Origin of the sequence: Tardiphaga sp. 839_C3_N1_4 (assembly GCF_051811045.1) — a bacterium.
Classification (GTDB): Bacteria; Pseudomonadota; Alphaproteobacteria; order Rhizobiales; family Xanthobacteraceae; genus Tardiphaga.
This window is the reverse complement of record NZ_JBPWQD010000001.1, coordinates 2,461,095-2,482,172: the sequence shown is the minus strand read 5'-3', so window position 1 is coordinate 2,482,172 and position 21,078 is coordinate 2,461,095. Positions and strand designations below refer to the sequence as shown.

General features: G+C 60.3%; 18 protein-coding genes. 4 read left to right on the top strand and 14 right to left on the bottom strand.

Annotated elements, in window-relative coordinates:
* Positions 1–106 precede the first annotated feature (106 nt).
* The 5 genes from AB8A38_RS11845 to AB8A38_RS11825 are packed head-to-tail and all read right to left on the bottom strand — an operon-like array spanning position 107 to position 4,292.
* Positions 107–502, bottom strand: a complete 396-nt coding sequence (locus tag AB8A38_RS11845; RefSeq protein ID WP_116664041.1) for a hypothetical protein — start codon at positions 500–502, stop codon at positions 107–109.
* Positions 503–521: 19 nt separating this feature from the next.
* Positions 522–929, bottom strand: a complete 408-nt coding sequence (locus AB8A38_RS11840; protein ID WP_439086124.1) for a hypothetical protein — start codon at positions 927–929, stop codon at positions 522–524.
* Complete coding sequence (locus AB8A38_RS11835; RefSeq protein ID WP_439086123.1) at positions 926–2,116, bottom strand: glycosyltransferase family 4 protein; 1,191 nt, start codon at positions 2,114–2,116, stop codon at positions 926–928. Before AB8A38_RS11835 ends, AB8A38_RS11840 begins: the two co-directional genes overlap by 4 nt.
* Positions 2,117–2,124: 8 nt before the next feature.
* Entirely contained in the window at positions 2,125–3,405 is a 1,281-nt protein-coding gene (locus tag AB8A38_RS11830) for a glycosyltransferase (RefSeq protein WP_439086122.1), read from the bottom strand.
* Complete coding sequence (locus tag AB8A38_RS11825) at positions 3,402–4,292, bottom strand: WecB/TagA/CpsF family glycosyltransferase (protein ID WP_439086121.1); 891 nt, start codon at positions 4,290–4,292, stop codon at positions 3,402–3,404. The genes AB8A38_RS11830 and AB8A38_RS11825 overlap by 4 nt, the downstream gene beginning before the upstream one ends.
* Positions 4,293–4,304: 12 nt before the next feature.
* On the opposite strand from AB8A38_RS11825, the gene AB8A38_RS11820 reads away from it, so the two are divergent.
* Positions 4,305–5,501: an endo-1,4-beta-xylanase gene (locus AB8A38_RS11820; protein ID WP_315841017.1), complete on the top strand. Its 1,197-nt coding sequence runs from the start codon at positions 4,305–4,307 to the stop codon at positions 5,499–5,501.
* Positions 5,502–5,514: 13 nt separating this feature from the next.
* Here the strand turns inward: AB8A38_RS11820 and AB8A38_RS11815 are convergent, their stop codons facing one another.
* The 9 genes from AB8A38_RS11815 to AB8A38_RS11775 all read right to left on the bottom strand — a co-directional run bounded on the left by AB8A38_RS11815 (position 5,515) and on the right by AB8A38_RS11775 (position 17,168).
* Complete coding sequence (locus AB8A38_RS11815; RefSeq protein ID WP_439086120.1) at positions 5,515–6,954, bottom strand: oligosaccharide flippase family protein; 1,440 nt, start codon at positions 6,952–6,954, stop codon at positions 5,515–5,517.
* A gap of 2 nt (positions 6,955–6,956) precedes the next feature.
* Positions 6,957–8,009 (bottom strand): acyltransferase family protein, encoded by a 1,053-nt coding sequence (locus AB8A38_RS11810; RefSeq protein ID WP_439086119.1) that lies wholly within the window; start codon positions 8,007–8,009, stop codon positions 6,957–6,959.
* 3 nt (positions 8,010–8,012) lie between these two features.
* Complete coding sequence (locus AB8A38_RS11805; RefSeq protein ID WP_439086118.1) at positions 8,013–9,119, bottom strand: acyltransferase family protein; 1,107 nt, start codon at positions 9,117–9,119, stop codon at positions 8,013–8,015.
* A 65-nt stretch (positions 9,120–9,184) separates the two neighbouring features.
* Positions 9,185–10,267 (bottom strand): glycosyltransferase family 4 protein, encoded by a 1,083-nt coding sequence (locus tag AB8A38_RS11800; RefSeq protein ID WP_439086117.1) that lies wholly within the window; start codon positions 10,265–10,267, stop codon positions 9,185–9,187.
* Positions 10,264–11,685 carry a VpsF family polysaccharide biosynthesis protein gene (locus tag AB8A38_RS11795; protein WP_315841022.1) on the bottom strand — a complete coding sequence of 474 codons (1,422 nt, stop codon included), beginning with the start codon at positions 11,683–11,685 and terminating at the stop codon, positions 10,264–10,266. The genes AB8A38_RS11800 and AB8A38_RS11795 overlap by 4 nt, the downstream gene beginning before the upstream one ends.
* Positions 11,682–13,994, bottom strand: a complete 2,313-nt coding sequence (locus AB8A38_RS11790; RefSeq protein ID WP_439086116.1) for a GumC family protein — start codon at positions 13,992–13,994, stop codon at positions 11,682–11,684. Before AB8A38_RS11790 ends, AB8A38_RS11795 begins: the two co-directional genes overlap by 4 nt.
* Positions 13,975–15,399 carry an outer membrane beta-barrel protein gene (locus AB8A38_RS11785; protein ID WP_175366891.1) on the bottom strand — a complete coding sequence of 475 codons (1,425 nt, stop codon included), beginning with the start codon at positions 15,397–15,399 and terminating at the stop codon, positions 13,975–13,977. Before AB8A38_RS11785 ends, AB8A38_RS11790 begins: the two co-directional genes overlap by 20 nt.
* A gap of 309 nt (positions 15,400–15,708) precedes the next feature.
* A complete protein-coding gene (locus AB8A38_RS11780; protein ID WP_439086115.1) occupies positions 15,709–16,290 on the bottom strand; it encodes a polysaccharide biosynthesis/export family protein in 582 nt (193 codons plus the stop codon).
* 149 nt (positions 16,291–16,439) lie between these two features.
* Positions 16,440–17,168, bottom strand: a complete 729-nt coding sequence (locus AB8A38_RS11775) for a metallophosphoesterase family protein (RefSeq protein WP_439086114.1) — start codon at positions 17,166–17,168, stop codon at positions 16,440–16,442.
* Between the two features lie 818 nt (positions 17,169–17,986).
* Between AB8A38_RS11775 and AB8A38_RS11770 the strand changes: the two genes are divergently transcribed.
* From AB8A38_RS11770 to AB8A38_RS11760, 3 genes are all read left to right on the top strand, one after another.
* Positions 17,987–18,754 carry an exopolysaccharide biosynthesis polyprenyl glycosylphosphotransferase gene (locus tag AB8A38_RS11770; RefSeq protein WP_315841025.1) on the top strand — a complete coding sequence of 256 codons (768 nt, stop codon included), beginning with the start codon at positions 17,987–17,989 and terminating at the stop codon, positions 18,752–18,754.
* Between the two features lie 126 nt (positions 18,755–18,880).
* Positions 18,881–19,672, top strand: a complete 792-nt coding sequence (locus tag AB8A38_RS11765) for an FkbM family methyltransferase (RefSeq protein WP_092149417.1) — start codon at positions 18,881–18,883, stop codon at positions 19,670–19,672.
* 71 nt (positions 19,673–19,743) lie between these two features.
* Positions 19,744–21,063, top strand: coding sequence for a UDP-glucose dehydrogenase family protein (locus AB8A38_RS11760; RefSeq protein ID WP_315841026.1), 1,320 nt, complete (start codon positions 19,744–19,746; stop codon positions 21,061–21,063).
* Positions 21,064–21,078: the final 15 nt, after the last annotated feature.

Here is a 21,078-nt window from a genome sequence, read left to right as displayed (position 1 = left end):
CGCACCGAACTCGGCTACGAGGCATCGATCACCCTGAAGGGTGTGGTGGTGTCGCTGATCGGCGCGTGGCGTGCTGATCCGCCGAATCTTGATCGGTGGAAAACCGCTATTTTGGCGCCGGCTCGGCCGCATCGAGATTGATGCCTGGGAAACGCCGTCTCAGGTCCCGCTTCAGCGATCTGAAATGCTCGATGTTGTTTTCGAGCGTCCGCAGCCGTGCTTCGCCGATGCGGATCTCGTCGTCCGATTTTTGCAGAAGTTCCGCCCGCGGATCCGACTGACTGTTGACGTCCTCGATCTCGTTACCGCCGACAATTGCGGCGATGGAGATGACGTCTTCCAGTCGCCGCTTCAGGCCGTCATGCTCGTATTCTGCACTGCGCAGGCCGGAGTCGATGGTCGCCGCAATGGCAAGAACCAGCCGTTCATCGGTGATGCGATCGCGTTCCGGGGAGCGTGTCCGGAATGTCTCGGACGAGGAGCGAAAGATGCGCTTCAGCATGGCGGCATTTCCCTCTGGCTCAGGTGAGACCCTTGATCTTCTTGCACGATGTTGCGGAGCCTGACGACATCTGCACAATGCCCGATGTCGATTTTGTTAGCACCAGCTCCTTGGCGGAGATGAAGCGTAGCGTGGCTCTGGGGTTGGCATCGCAGAATCGCGACAGCGTCGCCGCGGTGGCGGCCACCGTGTCCTGTTTCGGAATCACCGCGATGGCCCCATCCTTCAGGATGTAGGCATCCTTGACGTTCGGCATCGTCGCCGTCGCGGTGCAGACCTTGAACAGGCCTTCATAGGCCTGGGGCGGCATGGTCAGATCGCCTGCAAGACCGCCGAGCAGATATTCCCGGCTCTTGTTGCAGTTGTCGGCCTGCGCAGTACCTGCGGCGAGCACGAGCAAAGTGACAATGGCAGCAAATTTTTTCATGCCGATGCCCTCAGCTCCGATCCGGTCTGCAAGGCATCCTCCGATGGTGATGGCCGCTTCAAACCATAAGTTTCCGCGGCACAGCGTTCCCAGGACAGATCTCGCGCATGTGCGGTGGCGCCAGCGCCGAGGCGCGCCCGCAGCTCATCGTTTTCGGCCAGTTGCCGGATCACATGGGTGATCATGTCGACGCGGGGGGCGACCAGAAGGCCGGACTGGCCGGCGAGCACGGCATCGGGTACGCCGCCGATATTGCTCGCGACGCTCGGCAAGCCTGTGGCACCAGCCTCGAGATAGACGAGACCGAAGCCTTCGACGCGGCCGGACGAATCCGGCACACCGGTCAGACAAAAGAAGTCCGCCGCACCGTAGATATCGCGGATTTCTTCATTCGATAGTGCGCCGAGCAGCCTGATGTCGCAGTCCGACGCCGTGATCATGCCGCGAAGCTCATCGACATAGTCAGCCTCTCCCTGCGGACCGATGACCAGCCAGGTGATGCGCTGACGTAATTCGTCAGGAAGCTGCGCCAGTGCGGCGAGCGTGAGGTGATGTCCCTTGCGCCGCGTGAGCCGCGCCACGGTGACTATGACGACCCGGTCTGGCGCAATGTCATAGATCGCGCGTGTGGCAGCGCGGTCGCTGCGCCGGCCGGACCAGAAATCGGAGACGCCAAGGCGAATGGCATGGATGCGGCGTTCGTCGATCGTGAATCTCTTGCGGAACAGCTCGCGTGTAAAGTTGCTGTTGGCAGCGACCTCGGTGCGTGGCCCGAACACACCACTGAAGCGGATCGCCAGTCGCTTCAGTGGCGTCTGCGTCTCGTTGATCTCTGTACCGTGCACCGTCATCAGCATCCGCGCCGGCGTGCGGCCGCGCGCGAGTGCGACCGGAATGAAGAAGGGCCAGTCGGCGGCATGCACCACATCGAACGGAGCCGTACCGATGCGGCTGCGCGCCAGCATGATCTTGGCGGGCAGATCGCGCGCCGAATGCAATCCGCCGCTGAAGCGGTGGATTGCGAAGGGCATGGTGCGATCGTCGGCTGACATATCCTGTGCGTAATCGGGAGCGACCAGCGTCACCCGCGCGCCGAGCTGCGTTGCGGCCAATGCGATCTCGTGGGCGTAGGTGCCTATCCCGCCGCGTGCGGGAGCATATTCGCTCGATAGCAACAGGATATTCACAAATAACCTCAGTGTGCCGCGGAGGGCGTCATGGTCATGTTGCGCGCATTCTGGATGTCCTGGTGATAGGTAAAGACGCGCGCCAGCTGTGTCGCTGGTGTGAAATTATCGATCGCGCTGGCAACCTGCGCCGGGTTGATCTCGCCGGTGCCGATCGCATCGCGGGTATCGAGGAAACGTTGGGCTAGGTTCTCGATCATCTCGTCGCGGGATGAGCTGCGGGAAATCAGGTAGCCGCTCTCGCCATCATGGATCACCGATTCCAGCTGCGGCAGGTGCACGGCGACGACCGGGCGGCCGACCGCAAGCGTCTCGAGCACGCAGCGTGGCATGCCCTCGAATTCCGACGTCAGGATGCCTGCATGGGCATTGGCCAGTGTTGCGGCCATGCCGACGGCGTCCTTGAAGCCATGCCGGATCGTGATGTCTTCGATAGCGGCGAATTCGGCAAAGCGATGCGGATCGCTGGTCCCTATATAATGGAATTCGAGATGACCATGCAGCCGCTCGCGCAGGCGGGCGATGGTGCTGAACATCAACGGCGGATCCTTGAACTCGTCAAGGCGCCCCGCGAAGATGATTCGGAACGGCTCGGTCATCGCCGGAAACGGCTGTGGCTTGAAGATGTCGGTGTTGACCCAGGTCCATAGCGTATCGATCTTGCCACTCTGGCCGGGATAGGTCTTTTGCAGCCGTTCGGTGATGAACGGGTTCACGCACAGAAATTTTGCGCTGGTCGTGACCGCGAAACGCTCCCCGATATTGTGCACGAACGAATATTTCTTCAGGAGCGAATCCATTTGCAGCTTCGGCGCGCCCTCGCCATGCAGCATCTGGATGAAGGGGCGCCGCAGCAGCGTCGGCAGCCAAGAGAATTCAACACGGCGAAGATCGACTGTGCAGCCGCGTTCCCGGATCAGCCGCGAGACCGGGCCGAAATAGCGCAGCAAGGCCATGAAGAACTGGCCGGTCAGCGACGAGCGGATGGTGCGCGCGGCCTCTCGGGCCTGCTGGTCGGAATAGTGCAGGATCGGGAGAAAGTCGAAGTCGCGCCCGCGGAAAGTCAGACGTCGCACTTCGCCGAGCTTGAGATCGCCGATCGAATCCACGCCAACGAACAGGATGTCCGTGTCCGTGGGATGGAATGTGATGAAGTCGCGGATATAGGTCTCCAACCCACCCACCTTCTGGCCGCGCGGATCGAACGGGTGGATGAGGCAGATCTGATAGCGTTGCTTGGCCGGCGCGGCGTTCCGGGCGCGAAGACCCAGAGTGAGTGTCGAGGTCATGCGGCTTTCCTCATGCGAGCATTCAGGATTTGTGGAAGCGTACTGGCGATCAAACGCGGCACGGCGGCAGCGCAGCGTGCGTAACGGGGCGCAAGGCGGCGCGGATCCCGCAACATGCGCCAGGCCCATTCGAGACCGGTGCGCTGGGTGAACATCGGTGCACGAACCTGTGTACCCGCGATGAAGTCGAGCGCCGCGCCGAAACACAGGCAGCCGGTGCCGTCCAGCTCGTCGATACAGCGCGACGCAAACACTTCCTGTCGGGGTGCGCCCAGCGCGAGGAAGCAAAGCTTTGCGCCGGATGCACGGATCTGTGCAATTGCTGTATCGGCCTCGGCTGAATAGGCCTCAAAGTTGCGGCCAGGCGCGAAGGTGCCGACGATCTGCAAGCCTTCATATCGTTTGCGTAATTCCGCTGCAGTCTTGTCCAGCGTTGACCTGTCGGAACCGAACAGAAAGATGGGAAGTCCCTTCTTGCCTGCAGCTTCACACAAGGGAGCGGCAAGATCAGCGCCGGTTGTTCGCGAAATAGGTTTGCCGAGCAGATGACTGAGAACGACGATCGGAAAGCCATCCGCAGTCACGAAGCGTGCACGCCGATAGGCTGCGCGAAAATCGGGCTTTTGTTGCAGATGTACGACATGATCGAGATTGAGCGTGCATACACTGAAGTTATCGCCGCGTTCGGCCGCTTCTACGATCGATAAAACGGCTTCGTCGAGCGATGAAACGTTCACGGTGACTCCGTCAACGGTGAGATTTTTGGCGTGTGGCGCCTGCGTCTTCGACATGTCGGTCCCCTGATGACGATGTAGCCGAGGTACGCTTGAACGAAGTGCACACCTGCTTGCTGCCGATGCAGCAAAGAAAAGTGAGTCGAAAATCATCTCCTCGACATCATGGACATCAAAACGAACTATTGCGACGCAACGATGGCGATGCTGTCGCGCAACATGGAAAAGATAGCAGTCACGATTTTGAATCGATGGAGAGTGGATATGTTCGAATGTTCAAGGAGAAAGTCGCTCGCAGTCATCGCTGGCGCGACAGTTGCTATGCAAGGACATGCAGTCGGCGCGACTCAAACGCAGAGCCTTGGTACAATTGCGGCGAAAAATGGTTTGATGTTCGGCGCTGCTGCGGGGCCGGTGATCGACAAGGATGTGGGATATCGTGAGCTTTACACAACACAAACGAAAATTATAACGACGGATATCGCTCTGAAAATGGGCACGCTTGCGCCGATGGCGGGTCCGAAACGATTCGAGAGCGCTGATCGATTGCTACAATTTTGTGCGAGCAATCGCATTCCCATGCGCGGTCATTGTCTGATCTGGAACGAATGGGTTCCGCAATGGATCAAGTCCATGAGCAATACTGAGCGTCAGGCCTTCTTCGATAGTTATATCGATGAAGTCGCTGGACGTTATGCCGGCCAATTGCAGTCGTGGGACGTCGTGAATGAGCCGTTCTGGCCCGGTCACAAGGCCCCCGGCGGTTATCGCCTTGGCCCGTGGTACGATGCCTTTGGCACTGATTATATCAGGCGCGCCTTCGCGCGGGCCGGTGCTGTGGATAAGAAGACTAAACTTGTGCTCAATGAGGCACAGGCGGAACGCGATGACGATGTCGGTCTCGCGGTGCGCACCGGACTGTTGCGTCTGGTCGATGAATTGCAGCATGCCGGCGTCCGGCTCGATGTCGTCGGCCTGCAGGGCCACTTGCAGCCGCGCTATCCGCACGATCCCCAGCGATTTCTGGAATTCGTCCACGCGCTCGCCGAACGCAAGGTCGACATTTATATCACCGAGTTCGATGTCCGTGACGACACGTTCCCCGATGACGTGGCCACGCGGGACAAGATGATCGCGGAGACCGGCGGGAAATTCCTCGAAACTGTGCTGCAGGTTCCCGCGGTCAAGGCCGTGATCGCGTGGCAGCTGTCCGATCACTATTCATTCTATACGGATGCCGCGAGAAAGAAGAATCCTCTCGCAGAACGACTGCCACGGCCGCTGCCGTTTGATGAGAACATGCAGAAAAAGCCGCTGTGGTACGCAATGGCCCGTGCCCTGGAGACCGCCAAACGGTCGTGACGGTTTCAAGACATCAGAGCTCGGAGAGTTGCGGCTGACGGCGCAGCATTCGAAGCAACGTCGGTCCGTAAAGGATGGCAAGGACCAACACATAGATCGCCGCGCCTGCGGCGACATGTGCCGCCAACAAGACATGGTTTGGCGCTTCCGGCAGTTGCGTCAGGAGCGCCGCCATGGCCCCGGTTGCGAGGACGATGCGGGCGAGATGCGCCCAGGGCAGCGTCAGGCCGAATTTCGAAAAGCCGATGATGAAGCTGGTCAATGCCGCAGCGATGGCGGACAGCACTGTCGCGCCGGCTGCGCCAACGAGCCCCCAATAGTGGATACAGATGAAGCTCGCCACAATCGTCACCAGTGCGTCGATGCTTGAGACGACGATCATGAGCTGGGTCCTGCTGTGCAGGAGAAACACCTGATCACCGAAATGGGCGCGGATGTTGCGGATCGAACCGGCCAGGGCCGAGAGAGGCAGAATTGCCAGCGTCACCTGTTGAAACGGCGTGGCGATCAGCAGGTGCACGATCTCGGCCCGTAGCAGGAAGATGCCCGCAATGCTCGGCGCCAGAATGCCGATGAGCAGTGCACTGTTGTCGGCAAGCTGGCGCATTGCGGCCTTGCTGCCGCCTTGCTCCATGCTCTTGACCGCCAGCGGGAACGCCGCTGCCGTCACCAGCATCGCAGCCACTGCCGCGGCGCGCTGGCCCAGACCATAACCAACGGCAAAGAGACCGGCGGCGGCGACGCCGAGCATGTCGTTGACGATAAAGCGCGATGCATTGAGGCCGACCCAGCCTAGCGCGCCGCCGATAATCAGGGGGATGCCATAGCTCACCGCATGGCGAATGATCTCGCGGTCGATCGGCCACAGGCGGCGGCTGTAGCCGATATGGGGCAGGACGACCAAAGCGGCAAAGAGCTGCGCGGCGGCATAGCCTAGCAGCGGCCATTCCGGCGATGGGCCGATCAACTTGATGAGTACCAGGCCGAGAATGAAGCCGATCGACGGCCCGACGATCTGCTGGATCGAGTAGACGCCGATCTGGTGCCGGACCCGGGCGCGTTCGGCGATATAGAGATTGAGAGAGCGGCTGATGACGTAAGCGACGGTGGCGCCGAGCAGCGCTGGATTGGTGTCCGTGGCAATGACTGTATAGAGCACGCCGATGACGGCGGCGCTCTGCAGCACCAGCGAAACAAGAATGACGACATTCTCGGTGCGGTAGAAGCGTTCGGCCTGTTCGCCGTCCTGATAGCGGCCGAAGAAGCGCAGCGCATATTGCGACCACCAGGCCAGGAACGCGATCTGCAGTAGTTCATGCGTCGCCGTAATCAGCGTTATCACACCCAGCGTATGCTCGTTGACCACATGGGTCCACACGATCATCGCGACCAGCTGGAACAACGGGCCGACGATCTGGGCGGGAAGATAAAGGATCGTGCGTTTCAGCAGCATGGTCAGGCTCCGAGCCAGCGGGCCGCGCGCGGCGGCGCCCATCGTTGCACGGCGAGCAACGCGACAAGGCTCAAGGCGACGGTGATTGCATACATCAGAAATGTCCCCGCAACCGGGCCGAACTGGCGCAGCCCGCCATGATCGCGCAAGGCCATGACAATGAAAATATGCCAGAGATAGATGAAGTAGCTGCCGGATCCGAGCATGGCCAGGACCGGCGCACGGAAGCCGAGTGCGAGCAATAGCACGCAGAGCGCCGCGGCATAGCCGAAGAACGCCATCGAATCATAATCGGCAGCGTCGCCGATCTTGAGCAGTCTCGCTGCCGCATAGATCACATAGGCCAGCAGTACCGCAGCGGTCAGCGTCAGGCGCGTCCGCGGAAGGGCCAGCCGCGCCATCGATCCGGCGACCAGCATTCCCAGGGCCACGAAGCTGAACCAGAACGGGATATCGCGCATGCGCACTTCCTCGATCAGTCCTTCGGAAAGCCCGCGTTGGATCAGCAAGGGATCGACATAGCTGCCGATGATCAGTCCGAAGACGAGGGCGAGCATCAGGACGACGCGCAGTCGCTCATCGGCTTGGGACGGCACACGATGGGCGAACCACAGGGTCAGCCAGAGCATGAGCGTACAACCGAGATAGACGAAGACATAATAATACACGAACACGTAAGCGAGCACGAAGCGGGCAGCCGTTGTCGTTGGGCGGTGATCCATCGCCGGATTCTGCAGCGCCATGTAGAGATAGGCCGCAGCGAAAGCGATTGCGTAGGGGATCAATGCGGCCATGACGCGCTTGCTGAGCGGGACGCGGCCCGACAGCGCGGTCAGATAGCCGGATGCGAACAGAAAGATCGGCACACAGGGCCGCAGCGCCGCGTCGAGCATGGTTTTCCACGATGCATCGAGCGGTTGCTGCAGCGAATGGATACCGATCACCATCAGAATGGCGAGGCCGCGCATGCTGTCGATGGCCATATCCCGGCTGGCCGCCCTCGCTTGAGCCAGCGGCCGCGCCGTCCCGGACATTGTCTGCGTTGCATCCACCATCAGTCACGTCTGCCTTGGCACCGTCGCCGCGGCAATTCGCGTGCTGAAATGGCGATCGTAAGCCTCATTGAGAGCGCGCCGCATCGGCGTCTCGAAATAGCGCAGGGACAGAATGCTAGCAGCGGCAAGAACGGCAATGGCGAGCGGCACCAGCGTCAGCTTGCCGCCGGGAATGACGGGGGCAAGGAAGCGTGCCGCCAGCGTGAGAACGACGGTCGCGACCGGAATATGCAGCATGTAGGAGGAATAGGTCAGCGACGACCAGCGCTCAAAACCAAGGCGCGAGAACAGGGTGGTCTGGCTGGAAAGATCGTGATGGATGGCGAGTACGGCGATGAGATAGATGACTGCCAGCGCTGCCATGATCGGAAGCTGCGCGCCGAAGATCAGGAACAAGACGAGGGCCGTGGTCAGCAGGCCCGGTAGCGCCGGAAGCCGCGCAATCCGGTCGCGAAACAGCCAACAGGCAATGCCGAGATTGAAGGCAGGCAAAGCGCGAAACGCGCCTCCTTTGTTGATCCAGTCCGGCCAGGGCTCGGTGCTCATGGCAACGGCATAGATGCTGTTGGCCAGCAGCGGCAGCACGACGAGGGCCACAATCACCGTCCTGCTCCGCGCGATCGTCAGCACCATCAGCGGAAACAGCACGTAGCAGAAGAACTCGGCCGACAGCGACCAGCTCGGAAAATTGAAGGTCAGCCGGTCGCCATCGATGGCGTGCAGTAGCAGGAATTGCGCCGGCAGATCGGAGAATGGATAACGTGCCGGGTTGTCGGTCTTGGCGATGCCGGCATGAAGCGCTAGTGCGATCGTTATGTAGAAAGCCAGCGTTGCCAGATGCAGTGGATAGATCCGCGCGAGGCGCCGCCACAGGAAGCGGCCCACCGCGGTGGGTGAGCCGACTTTCGCCAGATACTGGCTGGCAATGACGAAGCCGGAGATGACGAAGAACAGATCGACAAACAGATTGAAGTGCCAGGTGTGGTCCACCATGAAGCGACCGATTGGCAATTCCTTGATGTAATCCGAATAGTGCAGGATCACGACGGCGCTGGCCGCAACGATGCGCAGCCCGTCCAGATGTCGTGTGCTGGTGTCGATATCCTGCAAGAAGCAATATCCCCTGTTGAACGGACCGAGCGTGCCCCGATCCGGCATGGACGCCGGCGTCGATCCTAATGCGCGACGTTGGGCTTCGCCGCTGGACGACGGCCGGCCAACTGCCCGCCAGCGAGTTCGGCGATCAGGTCGATGACAACGTCGTGGTCGCTCGCCGCCAGCGCGTTCCAGCGCGCGAGGTTCTCGGTAGCCGCCGCAACATACTGCCTGCGCCACTGCGAAGCCGCGATAGCCCCGCCGATCTGTGACGCTGCGGTGCCGTGGTCCGACGGATCGATGAAGACGCCGGATGTGCCCAGTACTTCATGGAAGACGGGCGCATTCGGCGCCACGATCGGCAGGCCGGCATATTGGGCTTCGAGCAGCGGCAACCCGAGACCTTCATCATGCGAGGTGCAAAGGAAAACATCGGCCTCATTGAGAATGCGCGTTACGTTCTCGGACGACTGATAGCCATGCAAGGTGACGCAGGACATGCGTTCCAGCGTCTTCCAGTCATCGCCCCAGCCCTTGCGACCAACGATGTCGAGGGTGGCGCCGGGAAAACCGTGCTGGCGTAATTCACGGACGATATTGGCCGCAGCGATGAAGTTCTTGCGTGGCTCCACGGTGCCGAGCGCCACGACGCGCAGCGGCGACGTCTCGGGCTCGCGCTCGGTGCGCTCGGCGGATTCCAGCTTGAACACGTTGCGCACCGGCGGGCGATACAGCGTGATCTCGGCGTCCGGGCGACAATGCTCGGCGAGCTTGCGCTGGGTGTCGCGCGAATTGGTCAGGAAGCGCGGATAGTTCTTCAGCGCGATCTTGAAGGGTGTCGCCATATAGAGTCGCGCGCGGGCATTGAGATCGGCCTGTCGCGTCAGCAGGAAGTCGTCGTGCATATAGGGCAGCACACGTGATGAAAACATCCGCAGCAGCGGGCTTGGCGGAAAGCCGGGGCACAGTAGGAATGACGAGGGAGACGTCAGGCGCATCGGCAGACCGAAAGTCTGCGTCGCCACCATCTGACCGGTGCCGCGCGAGGTGACGGGCACGACATCGAGCGGCGCCAGCGCCTGTTCCGAGAACAGCTCCAGCGTAATCCGTTCGAGCCCGGTCACATGGCGTCCGAGATGGGTGTGATCGACATAGATAGTCATGCAAACTCCTGATCCCGGGGGACGGCGCGGACATGCGGGGCCGCCATCGGCGGCCGCTGATGGACATAGCGGGGTGGCGCAACGGCCGGCGCGCGTTCGCGCGGCAACAGCAGCGCGATGAGAAGAACGAGCTGCGCGAGCTGGATGTTCTTAGACGAGAAGCTCACCGAGCTTGCTGCAATCATCAGGATCAGCAGCAAGATGGCGAAGGCTGCGCGGTCCGACCGGCGCAGCAGTTCGATGAAGAAGCAGGTCAGACCCAGCGTGATCAGGATGGTGTGGATCAGGCCGAATTGCACGATGCAGGACACCCAGAAATTCTCGATGCCATAATTCAGACCGAGCTGCGACTGCAGCGCGTTCACGCGAACCGGATTGGGTCCGAGGATCAGTTCGCTCCACTGGAAATGATTGAGCATGTCGAAGGTCGCAAAGCGCGCCAGGGCGCTGCCTTTGTCCGACGAGAAGCGCAACAGCATCTTGTCGAAGATGCCGAGATAGAGCGCAGCAAACACGACGCCTGCCGCCGCAAAAAGAAAGCAGATTGCGCCGACAGCGAACAACAGCGGCACGCGCTTGCCGCGGATCAGCCGGATCGTCTCAAGCAGACCGAGGCAGGCCAACACGAGCAATACCGTCATCAGCGCGGTACGGCCGCCGAAGGCCATCAGTGAGCCCAGACTGAAGGCGATCAGTGGCACGCGGATCATGATCGGCGGGCAGATGGCCGGTCGCAGCACCAGCGCCATGATATAGGCGCCGACGATGCCCGAGGCCGTCAGCGGATGGCCGAGGAGCGCAGCCGAGCGCCATTCACCGACCACCAGCACGCTGCCGAGTGTCAGCGGAATGATGCGATGGCCGGAAAAATATTCGTAATAGCCAATCAGGATGTTGAGCAGCAGCGTCGCATGGATGGCCCAGACCAGCGGCCGCCGCTGCGCCGGCGTCAGCCGCCAGATCAGCAGGCACAGCAGGACCGGCAGCAGGAACGTGTCGATGATGACCGTGAACGGGCGTTCCAGCACGAACATCTGGATCAGCAGGACGAACCAGCAGAACAGATGCACCAGCAAAAGCTTGGCGTCCGTGAAGGCACGGTTGATCTCGCCGATCGGGTCACCGTCGCGCATCAGCAGCAGAAGCGTCGCGATGAATGTCGCATAGGTGCCGGGATGCAATTTCTCGAGAAAATTGCCGCCGGGTGTCAGGTAGTGGATCTTGAGATTGGTCAGAACGCCGCCGGACAGTGTGAAGATTGCGACGATGGCGCCCAGCAGGACGCACATGATCATGAAATTGATGAGCTGGGCCGTATTGACGATCTGACGTCGTTGCGGAACGCGCGCACGCGGACCCGCCGCGGCGAGGGCGCCGTTGCGATGCAGCCTGAGCGGTGCGGTTCGGGTCAATGTCAACGCGCGGCCCCCGCACTGGCGGCGGCGACACCATAGGGCTTCAGATAGGCCGAGCTGCGATAATAGTCGTAGAAGCGGATCTTGCTGAGATCGACCTGGGTCAGCACGGTACCGAGGATGCGATCATGCACCGGAGCCAGCAGCTCCATCGTGTGGGCGACGACCTCGCGCGGTGTCTGATTCCAGGCCATGGCCAGCAGGATGCGGTCGGCCAGTTCGGCCAGCGCGCGGCCGTCGACCAGCGGGATCAACGGCGGCGAGTCGATGATGATCAATTCATAATGCGACTTCAGGCGGTCGAGGATTTCGACGATCTGCTCGGAGAACATCAACTCGGTGATGGCATCGACATCCTTGATCGCGGGGGAAGGCAGAATCGAGAGGCCGGTGCTGCGATCGAGCAGGATGGCGCGCTCCAGCGGCACTTCGCCAGTCGCCACCTGCAGGAGGCCGGCATCGGCATTGGGGCTGACAGCACGTGTCAGGCCGGGATTGCGCAGATCGCCGTCGATCAGAAGCGTCTTGATGCCCAGCGTGGCGAAGGACAGTGCCAGATTGCCGGCGAAGGTCGTCTTGCCTTCACTTTCGAGGCCCGATGTCACCAGCACGACCTTGACCGTGTCGATCTTGCGCGCACGCTGGATCGCCAGACGCACGGCACGAATCGCTTCGGCGAAGAATGTGCCGGGCTCCTCAATGGCATAGCGCATCAGTGGTGGCTGCAATGCAGCCGGCAGCAGCCGCATGGTGCGTGGATCGTAATTGCCGAGTTCGGTGCGGCCGCGTTTGGCACGCCCGGCGAGTTCGCGGCTGCTGATTGACGGCAAGGCTGCGAGGGCGGGAACGCCCGAAATCTCTTCGGCTTGTTCCAGCGTCTTGATCCGTCCGTCGAGATAGTCGGTCAGGAATGCCAGCACGGTGCCGCCGCCGAGGCCGAGCAGAATGGCAAAGCCGAGAATAAGCATCGTCTTCGGCGCTGAGGGCTTGAGCGGGATGCTGGCAAAGCTGACGATGCGGGAGTCCGGCATCTCCAGGCTTTCCTGCGCCGTCGTCTCCTTCGAGCGCGCCAAATATGACTCATAGAGCGTGCGGTTGGCCTCGGCCTCGCGCTGCAGCTCATGCAACCGGACCACGGCCTGACCGGACGTGCTGGAGACGCCCTGCAACTTGTCGAAACTGTCCTGCAGCGACGCCTCGCGCGATTTCGCAACGTCATAATCATGCGCCGTGCCCTGCACGATTCGCCCGATTTCCTCGTTGATCAGCCGCTGCGTGTCCTTGAGCTGTGCCCGCACATTGGCCACCTGCGGATGCCGCGGACCATATTTGCTGGTCAGGTCGGCTTCGTTCTTGGCGATATCGGCATATTGCGCGCGCAGCTTGCTCACCATCTCCGAGGAGACGGCGGCATTGAGCCCGCCGGCATCGCCGCCGGTTTTCGCCAATTGCTGCACCTGATCGAACTTGGCACGCGCCTCGGCGGTCTGCACCCGGGCAGCAATCAGCTTGCTGTTGAGATCGGTGATTTGCTGGTCATTGACGGTCACGCCCTGCGAGACCGCGAGGTTATTGGCGGAACGATAATCCGCGACGGCCTGTTCGGAGGTGACGACGCGATTCTTCAGCGCATCGATCTGGCCGCCGAGCCATTTGGCTGCGATGCGCGTCGCGTCGAATTTGGCGCGGACCTGTTCCTCGAAATAGGCGTCAGCTACCGCATTGGCGATGGTCGCGGCTTTCTGCGGCGATTCCGAGCTGACGGCGATATCGACCAGGAATGTCGTGCCTTGTCGTGTCACCTTCATGCGGCGCTGGAGCAGATATATAGAGTATGCACGCGCGGCGTCTTCGGGGCTCACGCCATCGACGGGGCTGTCGCTGCGAAACAGATTGCGGATCGGGTCGAGCAGGCCGGGCTTTGGCATGAACTCGAGATCCTGCGTCAGCTTCAACTTGTCGACCACGCGCTGCAGGATCGAGAGCGACTGGATCAGCAGCGTCTGGCTCTCGATGGTCGCATCGTCCGTGCCGAAATTGGTCAGCACCGATTGATTGGTTTCGACCACATTGGCGCGTCGGGGATCGACCAGCACGGTGGAGTTCGCAGTATAGAGTGTGGTTGCCGTCGCCACATAAGCGAGGGCGATGCCGCCGAGCACGGCGGCGGGCAGCAGGACCGCGCGCCAGCGCCGGCGCAGGATGCGCGCCATTTCCCGGAGATCGACGGTCGGCGCCTGCCAACCGGCAACGGCGGTCGGAACCGGTTCCGGTGCCGCCGGATAAGGCTGGTCAAAATTGCGCTGTAACATTGAGCCCTACCTGATGTTTGTCGTAACTGAAGGTGGGTATATCGCTGTCGCGCGATGTGTAGCGGTGATAGGCCGAGATCGCGCTGAAGCGGTTCATCAGATACTTCACGCTGGCATTGGTCGTGGTCACGCGATCCTTGCGGGCCTGGCCGAAGAAGCGATCGATCTCATAGGCGCCCGCCAGCGACAGGATGACGTTGCGACGCAGTTCGTAGTCGACGCCGACCTGCACGGCATTGGCCAGCACGCCGGTCGAGCTGGTATCGGATGTCTGCGTGACCAGTTGCTCTGCCTTGACGTGGATGTCCATCAATCGCGTCGGGCTCCATGTGAGCTTGGCGCGATAGGACGGTCCGTCGACGGTGCCGATCAGAGGATTGTCGAACCGCTGCTCGACATAGCCGCCGCCGAATTCGCCGCGGAGCAGATTGCCGAAACCGACGGTCAAGCCGGATAGAGCGCGATAACCGGTGGAGTCGAGCGTCTGGCCGGGCACGCCGCGGATGTTGCGCTGGTTGCCTTCGACGCCGCCGAACCAGCCGAGCACAGGCGAGAACGCATAATCGACGCGACCGTGAAGTGCATAGATCTGGCCATCGCGGCTGCTCTGGTCAATCAGACTGCCATCCTGCGCACGCGCTGTGCCGTAATCGTAGGAGTCGACGCGTGCGCCGATCGATGTCGCCAGCCGGTTGAATTCCTTGCGAACGGTCAGGTCGCCGGACATCAGATTATAAGGCGTCGGTGTCACGGCATTGGAGGGCGAGCTCAGCGAACCCACGCCCTCATTGAGGTGCGCGATCTGGAAACTGCCCAGCACGACCATGTCGTTGGCGATATCGATCCAGCCGGCGCCCTTCAGGCTCACATCGGTCTGGTCGAGACTCGAATTTTCATTATAGGCCGTGGTTCGTGAATTGAGCTTGATGTCGATGCCATGTCGCTCCCACAGCGTGTGCGCACGCAGGCTGGGTTCGATCACTGCCGCGACGTCGCCACGCTTCTGGGTGTTCGAGGCAAACACATTGCTGTCATAGAGCGCGCCCGTCATCAGCGACGGGTTGAACATCCAGGATCCCTGGCGGATGCCGACGGGTTCATAACCAGGTTGCTGTCGCTTTTTTACTGGCATGTCCTCTGGCGCTACTGCTTCGCGGTTATCCCGGTCGACCAGATCGGGCAGCGCGGACGGTTCGAAAATCCGTTGCGCATTCCAGGGCGGCGCGAGCTCGTCGCTAGTTGCCGGGATCGCCTGGGCATTGGCGGGTGATGCAATACCAAGCAGAATCGCCGTGACCGGCCATGGCGCGATACGGAGAGCGCGGCGCGTGACGGGAATCGGCCGCAGCCCCTCCGGTCCTTCGCCGATCGCATCCGATCCTGCTGATACAAACGTACATTTCATCACTCATCCCTTGCGAAGGACATGCATTCCTCCGCTATCGAATTGTCGTCGAGACTTGATTGCCGCTTAGAAATTCATCCCGGCGCTTACAAACTCAGCAAGCCCGTGATGAATGTCGCGCCCCCACTAGCGCACTCAACACTCGTCTGATGAAACGCCCTTCTCTTTGCTGCCCACAATGCGAAGTACGAAGTAAAGTTCGTCGCACTGCACAAGAATACGCACCGCAAAAAGTCGAGACTATGGCGACGCGCGACATGAAGGCGCGCATCGGTCACTACACATCAGACAAAATCAAAAATGATGAGTTCAGAAGTATCGTTCTGGGACACGCACATTGTCGCCGGGAAATACCAAGACTGGCGAATCGAGCGCATAGATCTCTTCGACGGTTGAGCCCGACCGCCGCAAATACACTTTGTTCTCATTGGCACGGTAGGTGAACCCGCCTGCGGTCGCGACGGCATCCATCACGGTCAGGCCCATGCGATAAGGATACTCGCCACTCTTCTTCACTTCGCCGAGGATATAGAAGGGTCGATACAGCGCGATTTCCACATTCACGCGTGGGTCTCGCACGATTCCCTTGGCCAACGCGGAGGAGATGCCCTTCTCTAATTGCCGTGTGGTCAGTCCAGCGGCCTTCACGTGGCCCGCAAGGGGAATCGATACAAATCCGTTGCTGTCGACTTCATATTCACCGGTGATATCAGCTTCGCCATAGACCTTCAGACGAATCCTGTCAGTTGGTCCAAGAAGATAGGAGCCTGACGGCGAAGCCGCAGAAACCCGCTGGTCCTGTGCGAGCGCGATCGACGGAGCGACGCCAGCAAGGAAAAATGAAAGCACCGGTACTATCAAAATGCCGGCGCATCGGTTCGTTCGCAACATGGTAGACCCCCAACACAACATCAATGTGATCATCTGCATCAATTCGATGACAATTGATGCAGACGACAATTGCGCGAGAGTGTCCGGCAAAAAACGGCGAAAGAATGTGGCGTACTCAGAGAGTGCGCAGATTGCGTACTAATGTCTTCTTAGAGAACCAGAATTTCTGTGCCTTCGATGGCAATGCACGTGAGGATGCCGCTGCGCCACGCACCTGTGTCAATATTCACACGGTTATCTCTAATATCTGCATGGGGAACCGGCGTGTGTCCGTGCACCACATAGACGCCATGATCGCGCTTGGAATCCAGAAACTCGTCCCTGATCCACATCAGATCATGCGGATCTTGAGACGAGAGCGGTACATTGGGACGAATGCCCGCGTGAACGAACAGGAAGTCGCCGCATCTGATATTGTTCCGCAGGCAACGCAGGAAAGCGTCATGCGCCGGAGGGAATGCGGCGTGAAAGGCTTTCTGCACGTCGCGCGCCGTTGCCGTGCGCGATGGAGAAACGCCATAGGACGCGAGAGTCTGAAGTCCGCCCAGTTGGCGCCAGTGCTCAAGCACGCTGGCATCCTCCAGGAAGTCTTCCATGATGGCTTCGTGATTGCCGCGTAGGCAGATTGCATGGTTGTGCACCATGCGGACTGCCAGCAAATCGATCACACCTTTCGAATCTGCGCCACGATCGATGTAATCGCCGATATAGACTTCCGCCGCATAGGTGATCGGGCGACGTCGGATGTCCTCATCGATGCGCGCGATGGTTTCCTGCAGCAGGTCGGCGCGGCCGTGAATATCACCGATGGCATAGATACGCGTATCGGGCGGCAGTGCCGCCTTGTTCGAATCTGACCTGGAGAGGGAGCGCGACATTTCGCGCAAGCTACGATCAGGGAACCGTCGCGGTCAAATTCAATCGGCCGCGCAACGCCTTGGGACTCATAAAGCTTTGGGGATAGCGATGAGCTCAGAAGAAAATGATGCGAACCGCGACGATCACAACGACCCAGACGGCCGCGTTGATAAGAAGAAGTCTGTTTCGCAGTTTGCGGCCAGATGCGTTACGCACATCGCTGGCAGAACTATCCACAGGGCTCGAGATCGCCGCCTTATCCACGGCGATCGCGCGCGGGGGAAATGAAATGTCCCCTGTAGTCATCTGAGGTGTTCGTCGAGCGACCATGGCGATGCCGAAATATCTGGCGGAGTGAGCAGTCTCAGTGCGCAACATAATGGGCGCGCTTTAGTATCGAGTGAAAAATCAAGCTCGAATCGATTGCCGCTTGGTGGCGATTTGTTAATTGCGAAGATCATGCACCCGATCTCGCAGCGACGCGATGCAATTCATCGATCTGCGTCGTGTAATTATTTTGCATGGCTGCTGTGAGCGTGATGCAGCGCAACAGACGGACAAAACGATCTAAGCGCTTCCGTGCACAACGAATTTTGCGCGCCGCACAATTATATCAATATTGCGACTGCGTAATGTTACACGCCAATACCGTTTTGCCGCCCTAATTCGTTCGCACAGTTAAGAAATCTTCAGTGATGAAGGTTCTTGCTGATCGACGAAGATGGTTTCGCAATTGCGAATGTTCGTCGAAGGGAAGGGTTCTGAATTCGCATGCCTGCCACATAGGCATGTTTCTGTTCGATTATCGCGCACCAAAGTTCCAGCAGGGAGCGAGAGCATGGCCTCTACAGTTTCAGTTGGTTTTGATCGCAACAAGGTGACACCGCTCTGGAAGGAGCGGCAGTTCATTTCTGTGCGGCCGGTCGAGTTTGCCGGCCACGGGTCCTATCGCAACAGCGCCTATCGCAGCCGCCGGACGAACCAGGTTGCCCGGTGCGAGCCGTCGGAGTCGATTGCCAAGCGATTGTTCGACATTGTGGCCGCGGGCTCGGCCTTGCTGTTTCTTGCGCCGCTGCTGATCACGATTGCAATCATCATCAAGGCGACCTCGCCGGGACCGGTGTTCTTTACCCAGTATCGCTACGGCTACCGCAACCGCTTCTTCAAGATCTACAAGTTCCGCTCGATGCGCACCGATGCCGGCGATAAGCGCGGCATTCAGCAGACGGTCGAAGGCGACGCCCGGGTGACGCGGATCGGCAAGCTGCTGCGCAAGACCAGCCTCGACGAAATTCCGCAGCTTATCAATGTGCTCAAGGGCGATATGTCTCTGGTTGGGCCGCGGCCCCATGTACCGGGCATGCTGGCCGCCAACGTGCTCTATGAAGATCTCGTGCCGTATTACTTTACGCGTCACAGCGCACGGCCCGGCATCACCGGTCTGGCCCAGGTGAGCGGCTGCCGCGGCAGCACTGTCGAGGCGCCCCGGGCGATCTCGCGCATCGATTACGACCTCGAATATATCGAGAAATGGTCGATGCGTATGGACATCATGATCATCGTGCAGACTGTTCGGCGCGAATTCCTCTCCGGTAATGCCTTCTGATGCCCACGACCGATTGAGCGGCGGCATCGATCACACCACACATCGCAGGCATTGCGCTGGCGGACCCCCGTCCGGCGCCCGGAATTTTTTTGCCTTGAAACCAGCCTCGAACGAAGGGTGACAGCCATGACGGCGACGCAACGGACCAAGCAACTCCTGAAAGACGCTTTCCCGTCGATGTATCTGCGCTGGCGCTTCATGAAGCGTCCCAAATCGGCGGAGCGTGAACTGGCCTATCTCGACAAGATCGTGCCGCAGGGTGCTGTCACGGTGGATGTCGGCGCCAATTGCGGTCTCTATACCCAGCAACTGGCGCGGCTGTCGGGTCAGGTCCATGCGTTCGAGCCGTCGCACGAGATGGCCGATCTGCTCCGGCGCACCTCCGCGTCCAATGTCCGCATTCATGAAGTGGCTCTCTCGGATCATGAAGGTGATGCCGAGCTCTATACGCCGCAAGGCGAGGATGGCCTTGTTTACGGGCGGGCATCGCTTGAACAGCAGTATGAGCCGTCGGTGAAGCAACTGATCACCACGCATGTTCCATTGGCGCGCCTCGATGGTGTCGTGCGCGAGGACGTGTCCTTCGTGAAGGTGGACGTCGAGGGGCACGAGTTGAGCGTCTTGCATGGTGCCGTCGGCCTGATCGACCGGTGCCAGCCGGTCTTCCTTGTCGAGGCAGAGGATCGTCACCGTGCCGAGGCGACGCGCTCGGTGTTCGATTTCTTTCGCGACAAATCCTATCGCGGCTTCTTCCTTCAGGACGACGAGGTGATCTCCATCGATCATTTCAACGCCGGGGAAATGCAGGACGCCGATGCGCTGCTGCCCAATGGTGGCCGTAAACCCGGGCAAGCTTACGTCAACAACTTCTTTTTCTTTCCGCAGCATCTCGACGGCGAGTTGATCCTCAACAGCTGAGGCGCATGCGGAATTCTCGGGGGATGTCCGGGTCGTTCTGACCGCGGACTGTTTACAAGACAGGACATGCAATGCGAATTGCCATGATTGGCGCTGGCTATGTGGGGCTCGTGTCGGGGGCGTGCTTTTCGGACTTCGGCCATCACGTCACCTGCGTCGATACGGATCAGGGAAAGATCGATGCGCTGAACAACGGTGAGATTCCGATCCATGAGCCTGGCCTCGATGCGCTGGTTGCGAGCAATGCCAAGCAGGGGCGGCTGAAATTCGTTACCGATGTCACATCTGCTGTCGGTGCGGCCGAGGTGGTGTTCATCGCCGTCGGCACGCCGTCGCGGCGCGGTGACGGTCATGCGGACCTGTCCTATGTCTATGCAGCGGCGCGCGAGATCGCGAAGGCCATCAAGAAGTTCACCGTGGTGGTCAACAAGTCGACGGTGCCCGTCGGTTCCGGCGACGAGGTCGAGCGCATCATTCGCGAGGAAAACCCGGAGGCCGAATTCGCCGTGGTCTCGAATCCGGAATTCCTGCGCGAAGGCGCGGCTATCAGAGACTTCAAACATCCCGACCGTATCGTCATTGGCTCCAGCGACCAGCGTGCAAAGGACGTCATGGCGGAAGTCTACCGGCCGCTGCATCTCAACTCGTCGCCGATCATGTATACGGATCGCCGCACGGCCGAACTGACCAAATACGCCGCCAACTCGTTCCTGGCGACCAAGGTCGCCTTCATCAACGAGATCGCCGATCTCGCCGAGAAGGTCGGTGCCAATGTGCAGGAAGTCGCGCGGGGCATCGGCCTCGACAACCGGATCGGCCTGAAGTTCCTCCACGCCGGACCGGGCTATGGCGGCTCGTGTTTTCCGAAGGACACGCTGGCACTGATCAAGACGGGCCAGGATTACGAAGCGCCGCTGCGCATCGTCGAGACCGTGGTTGCCGTCAACGACCAGCGCAAACGCGCGATGGCGCGCAAGGTCGCGCATGCCTTCGGCGGCAATCTGCGCGGCAAGTCCATCGCCATTCTCGGCGTGACCTTCAAGCCCAACACCGACGACATGCGCGACGCGCCGTCGATCCCGTTGATCACGGCGCTGCAGGATATGGGCGCGGAAGTGCGGGTCTATGATCCTGTCGGGATGGAGCAGGCGAAGAAGGTGTTTGAAAACGTCACCTTTTGCGAAGGCCCATATGAATGTGCCCGCGGCTGTCACGCCATGGTCATTGTCACCGAATGGGAGCAGTTCCGCGCGCTCGATCTCAAGGAGATGGCGGCGATCATGGCCTGTCCGGTGATCATCGATCTCCGCAACATCTATTCGCCGGATGAAGTGACGCGGAACGGATTTCTTTACAGCGGCATCGGGCGGCCGCAAGCAGTGGCTTACTAGCTCGCGCATCTGCGC

Coding starts and splice junctions, on each gene's coding strand:
- AB8A38_RS11815 (WP_439086120.1), bottom strand. CDS start 6,954: ATGCTGCTGAAACGCACGATCCTTTATCTTCCCGCCCAGATCGTCGGC.
- AB8A38_RS11760 (WP_315841026.1), top strand. CDS start 19,744: ATGCGAATTGCCATGATTGGCGCTGGCTATGTGGGGCTCGTGTCGGGG.
- AB8A38_RS11790 (WP_439086116.1), bottom strand. CDS start 13,994: ATGTTACAGCGCAATTTTGACCAGCCTTATCCGGCGGCACCGGAACCG.
- AB8A38_RS11800 (WP_439086117.1), bottom strand. CDS start 10,267: ATGACTATCTATGTCGATCACACCCATCTCGGACGCCATGTGACCGGG.
- AB8A38_RS11785 (WP_175366891.1), bottom strand. CDS start 15,399: ATGAAATGTACGTTTGTATCAGCAGGATCGGATGCGATCGGCGAAGGA.
- AB8A38_RS11765 (WP_092149417.1), top strand. CDS start 18,881: ATGACGGCGACGCAACGGACCAAGCAACTCCTGAAAGACGCTTTCCCG.
- AB8A38_RS11845 (WP_116664041.1), bottom strand. CDS start 502: ATGCTGAAGCGCATCTTTCGCTCCTCGTCCGAGACATTCCGGACACGC.
- AB8A38_RS11840 (WP_439086124.1), bottom strand. CDS start 929: ATGAAAAAATTTGCTGCCATTGTCACTTTGCTCGTGCTCGCCGCAGGT.
- AB8A38_RS11820 (WP_315841017.1), top strand. CDS start 4,305: ATGGACATCAAAACGAACTATTGCGACGCAACGATGGCGATGCTGTCG.
- AB8A38_RS11770 (WP_315841025.1), top strand. CDS start 17,987: ATGGCCTCTACAGTTTCAGTTGGTTTTGATCGCAACAAGGTGACACCG.
- AB8A38_RS11825 (WP_439086121.1), bottom strand. CDS start 4,292: ATGATTTTCGACTCACTTTTCTTTGCTGCATCGGCAGCAAGCAGGTGT.
- AB8A38_RS11780 (WP_439086115.1), bottom strand. CDS start 16,290: ATGTTGCGAACGAACCGATGCGCCGGCATTTTGATAGTACCGGTGCTT.
- AB8A38_RS11810 (WP_439086119.1), bottom strand. CDS start 8,009: ATGGTGGATGCAACGCAGACAATGTCCGGGACGGCGCGGCCGCTGGCT.
- AB8A38_RS11830 (WP_439086122.1), bottom strand. CDS start 3,405: ATGACCTCGACACTCACTCTGGGTCTTCGCGCCCGGAACGCCGCGCCG.
- AB8A38_RS11775 (WP_439086114.1), bottom strand. CDS start 17,168: ATGTCGCGCTCCCTCTCCAGGTCAGATTCGAACAAGGCGGCACTGCCG.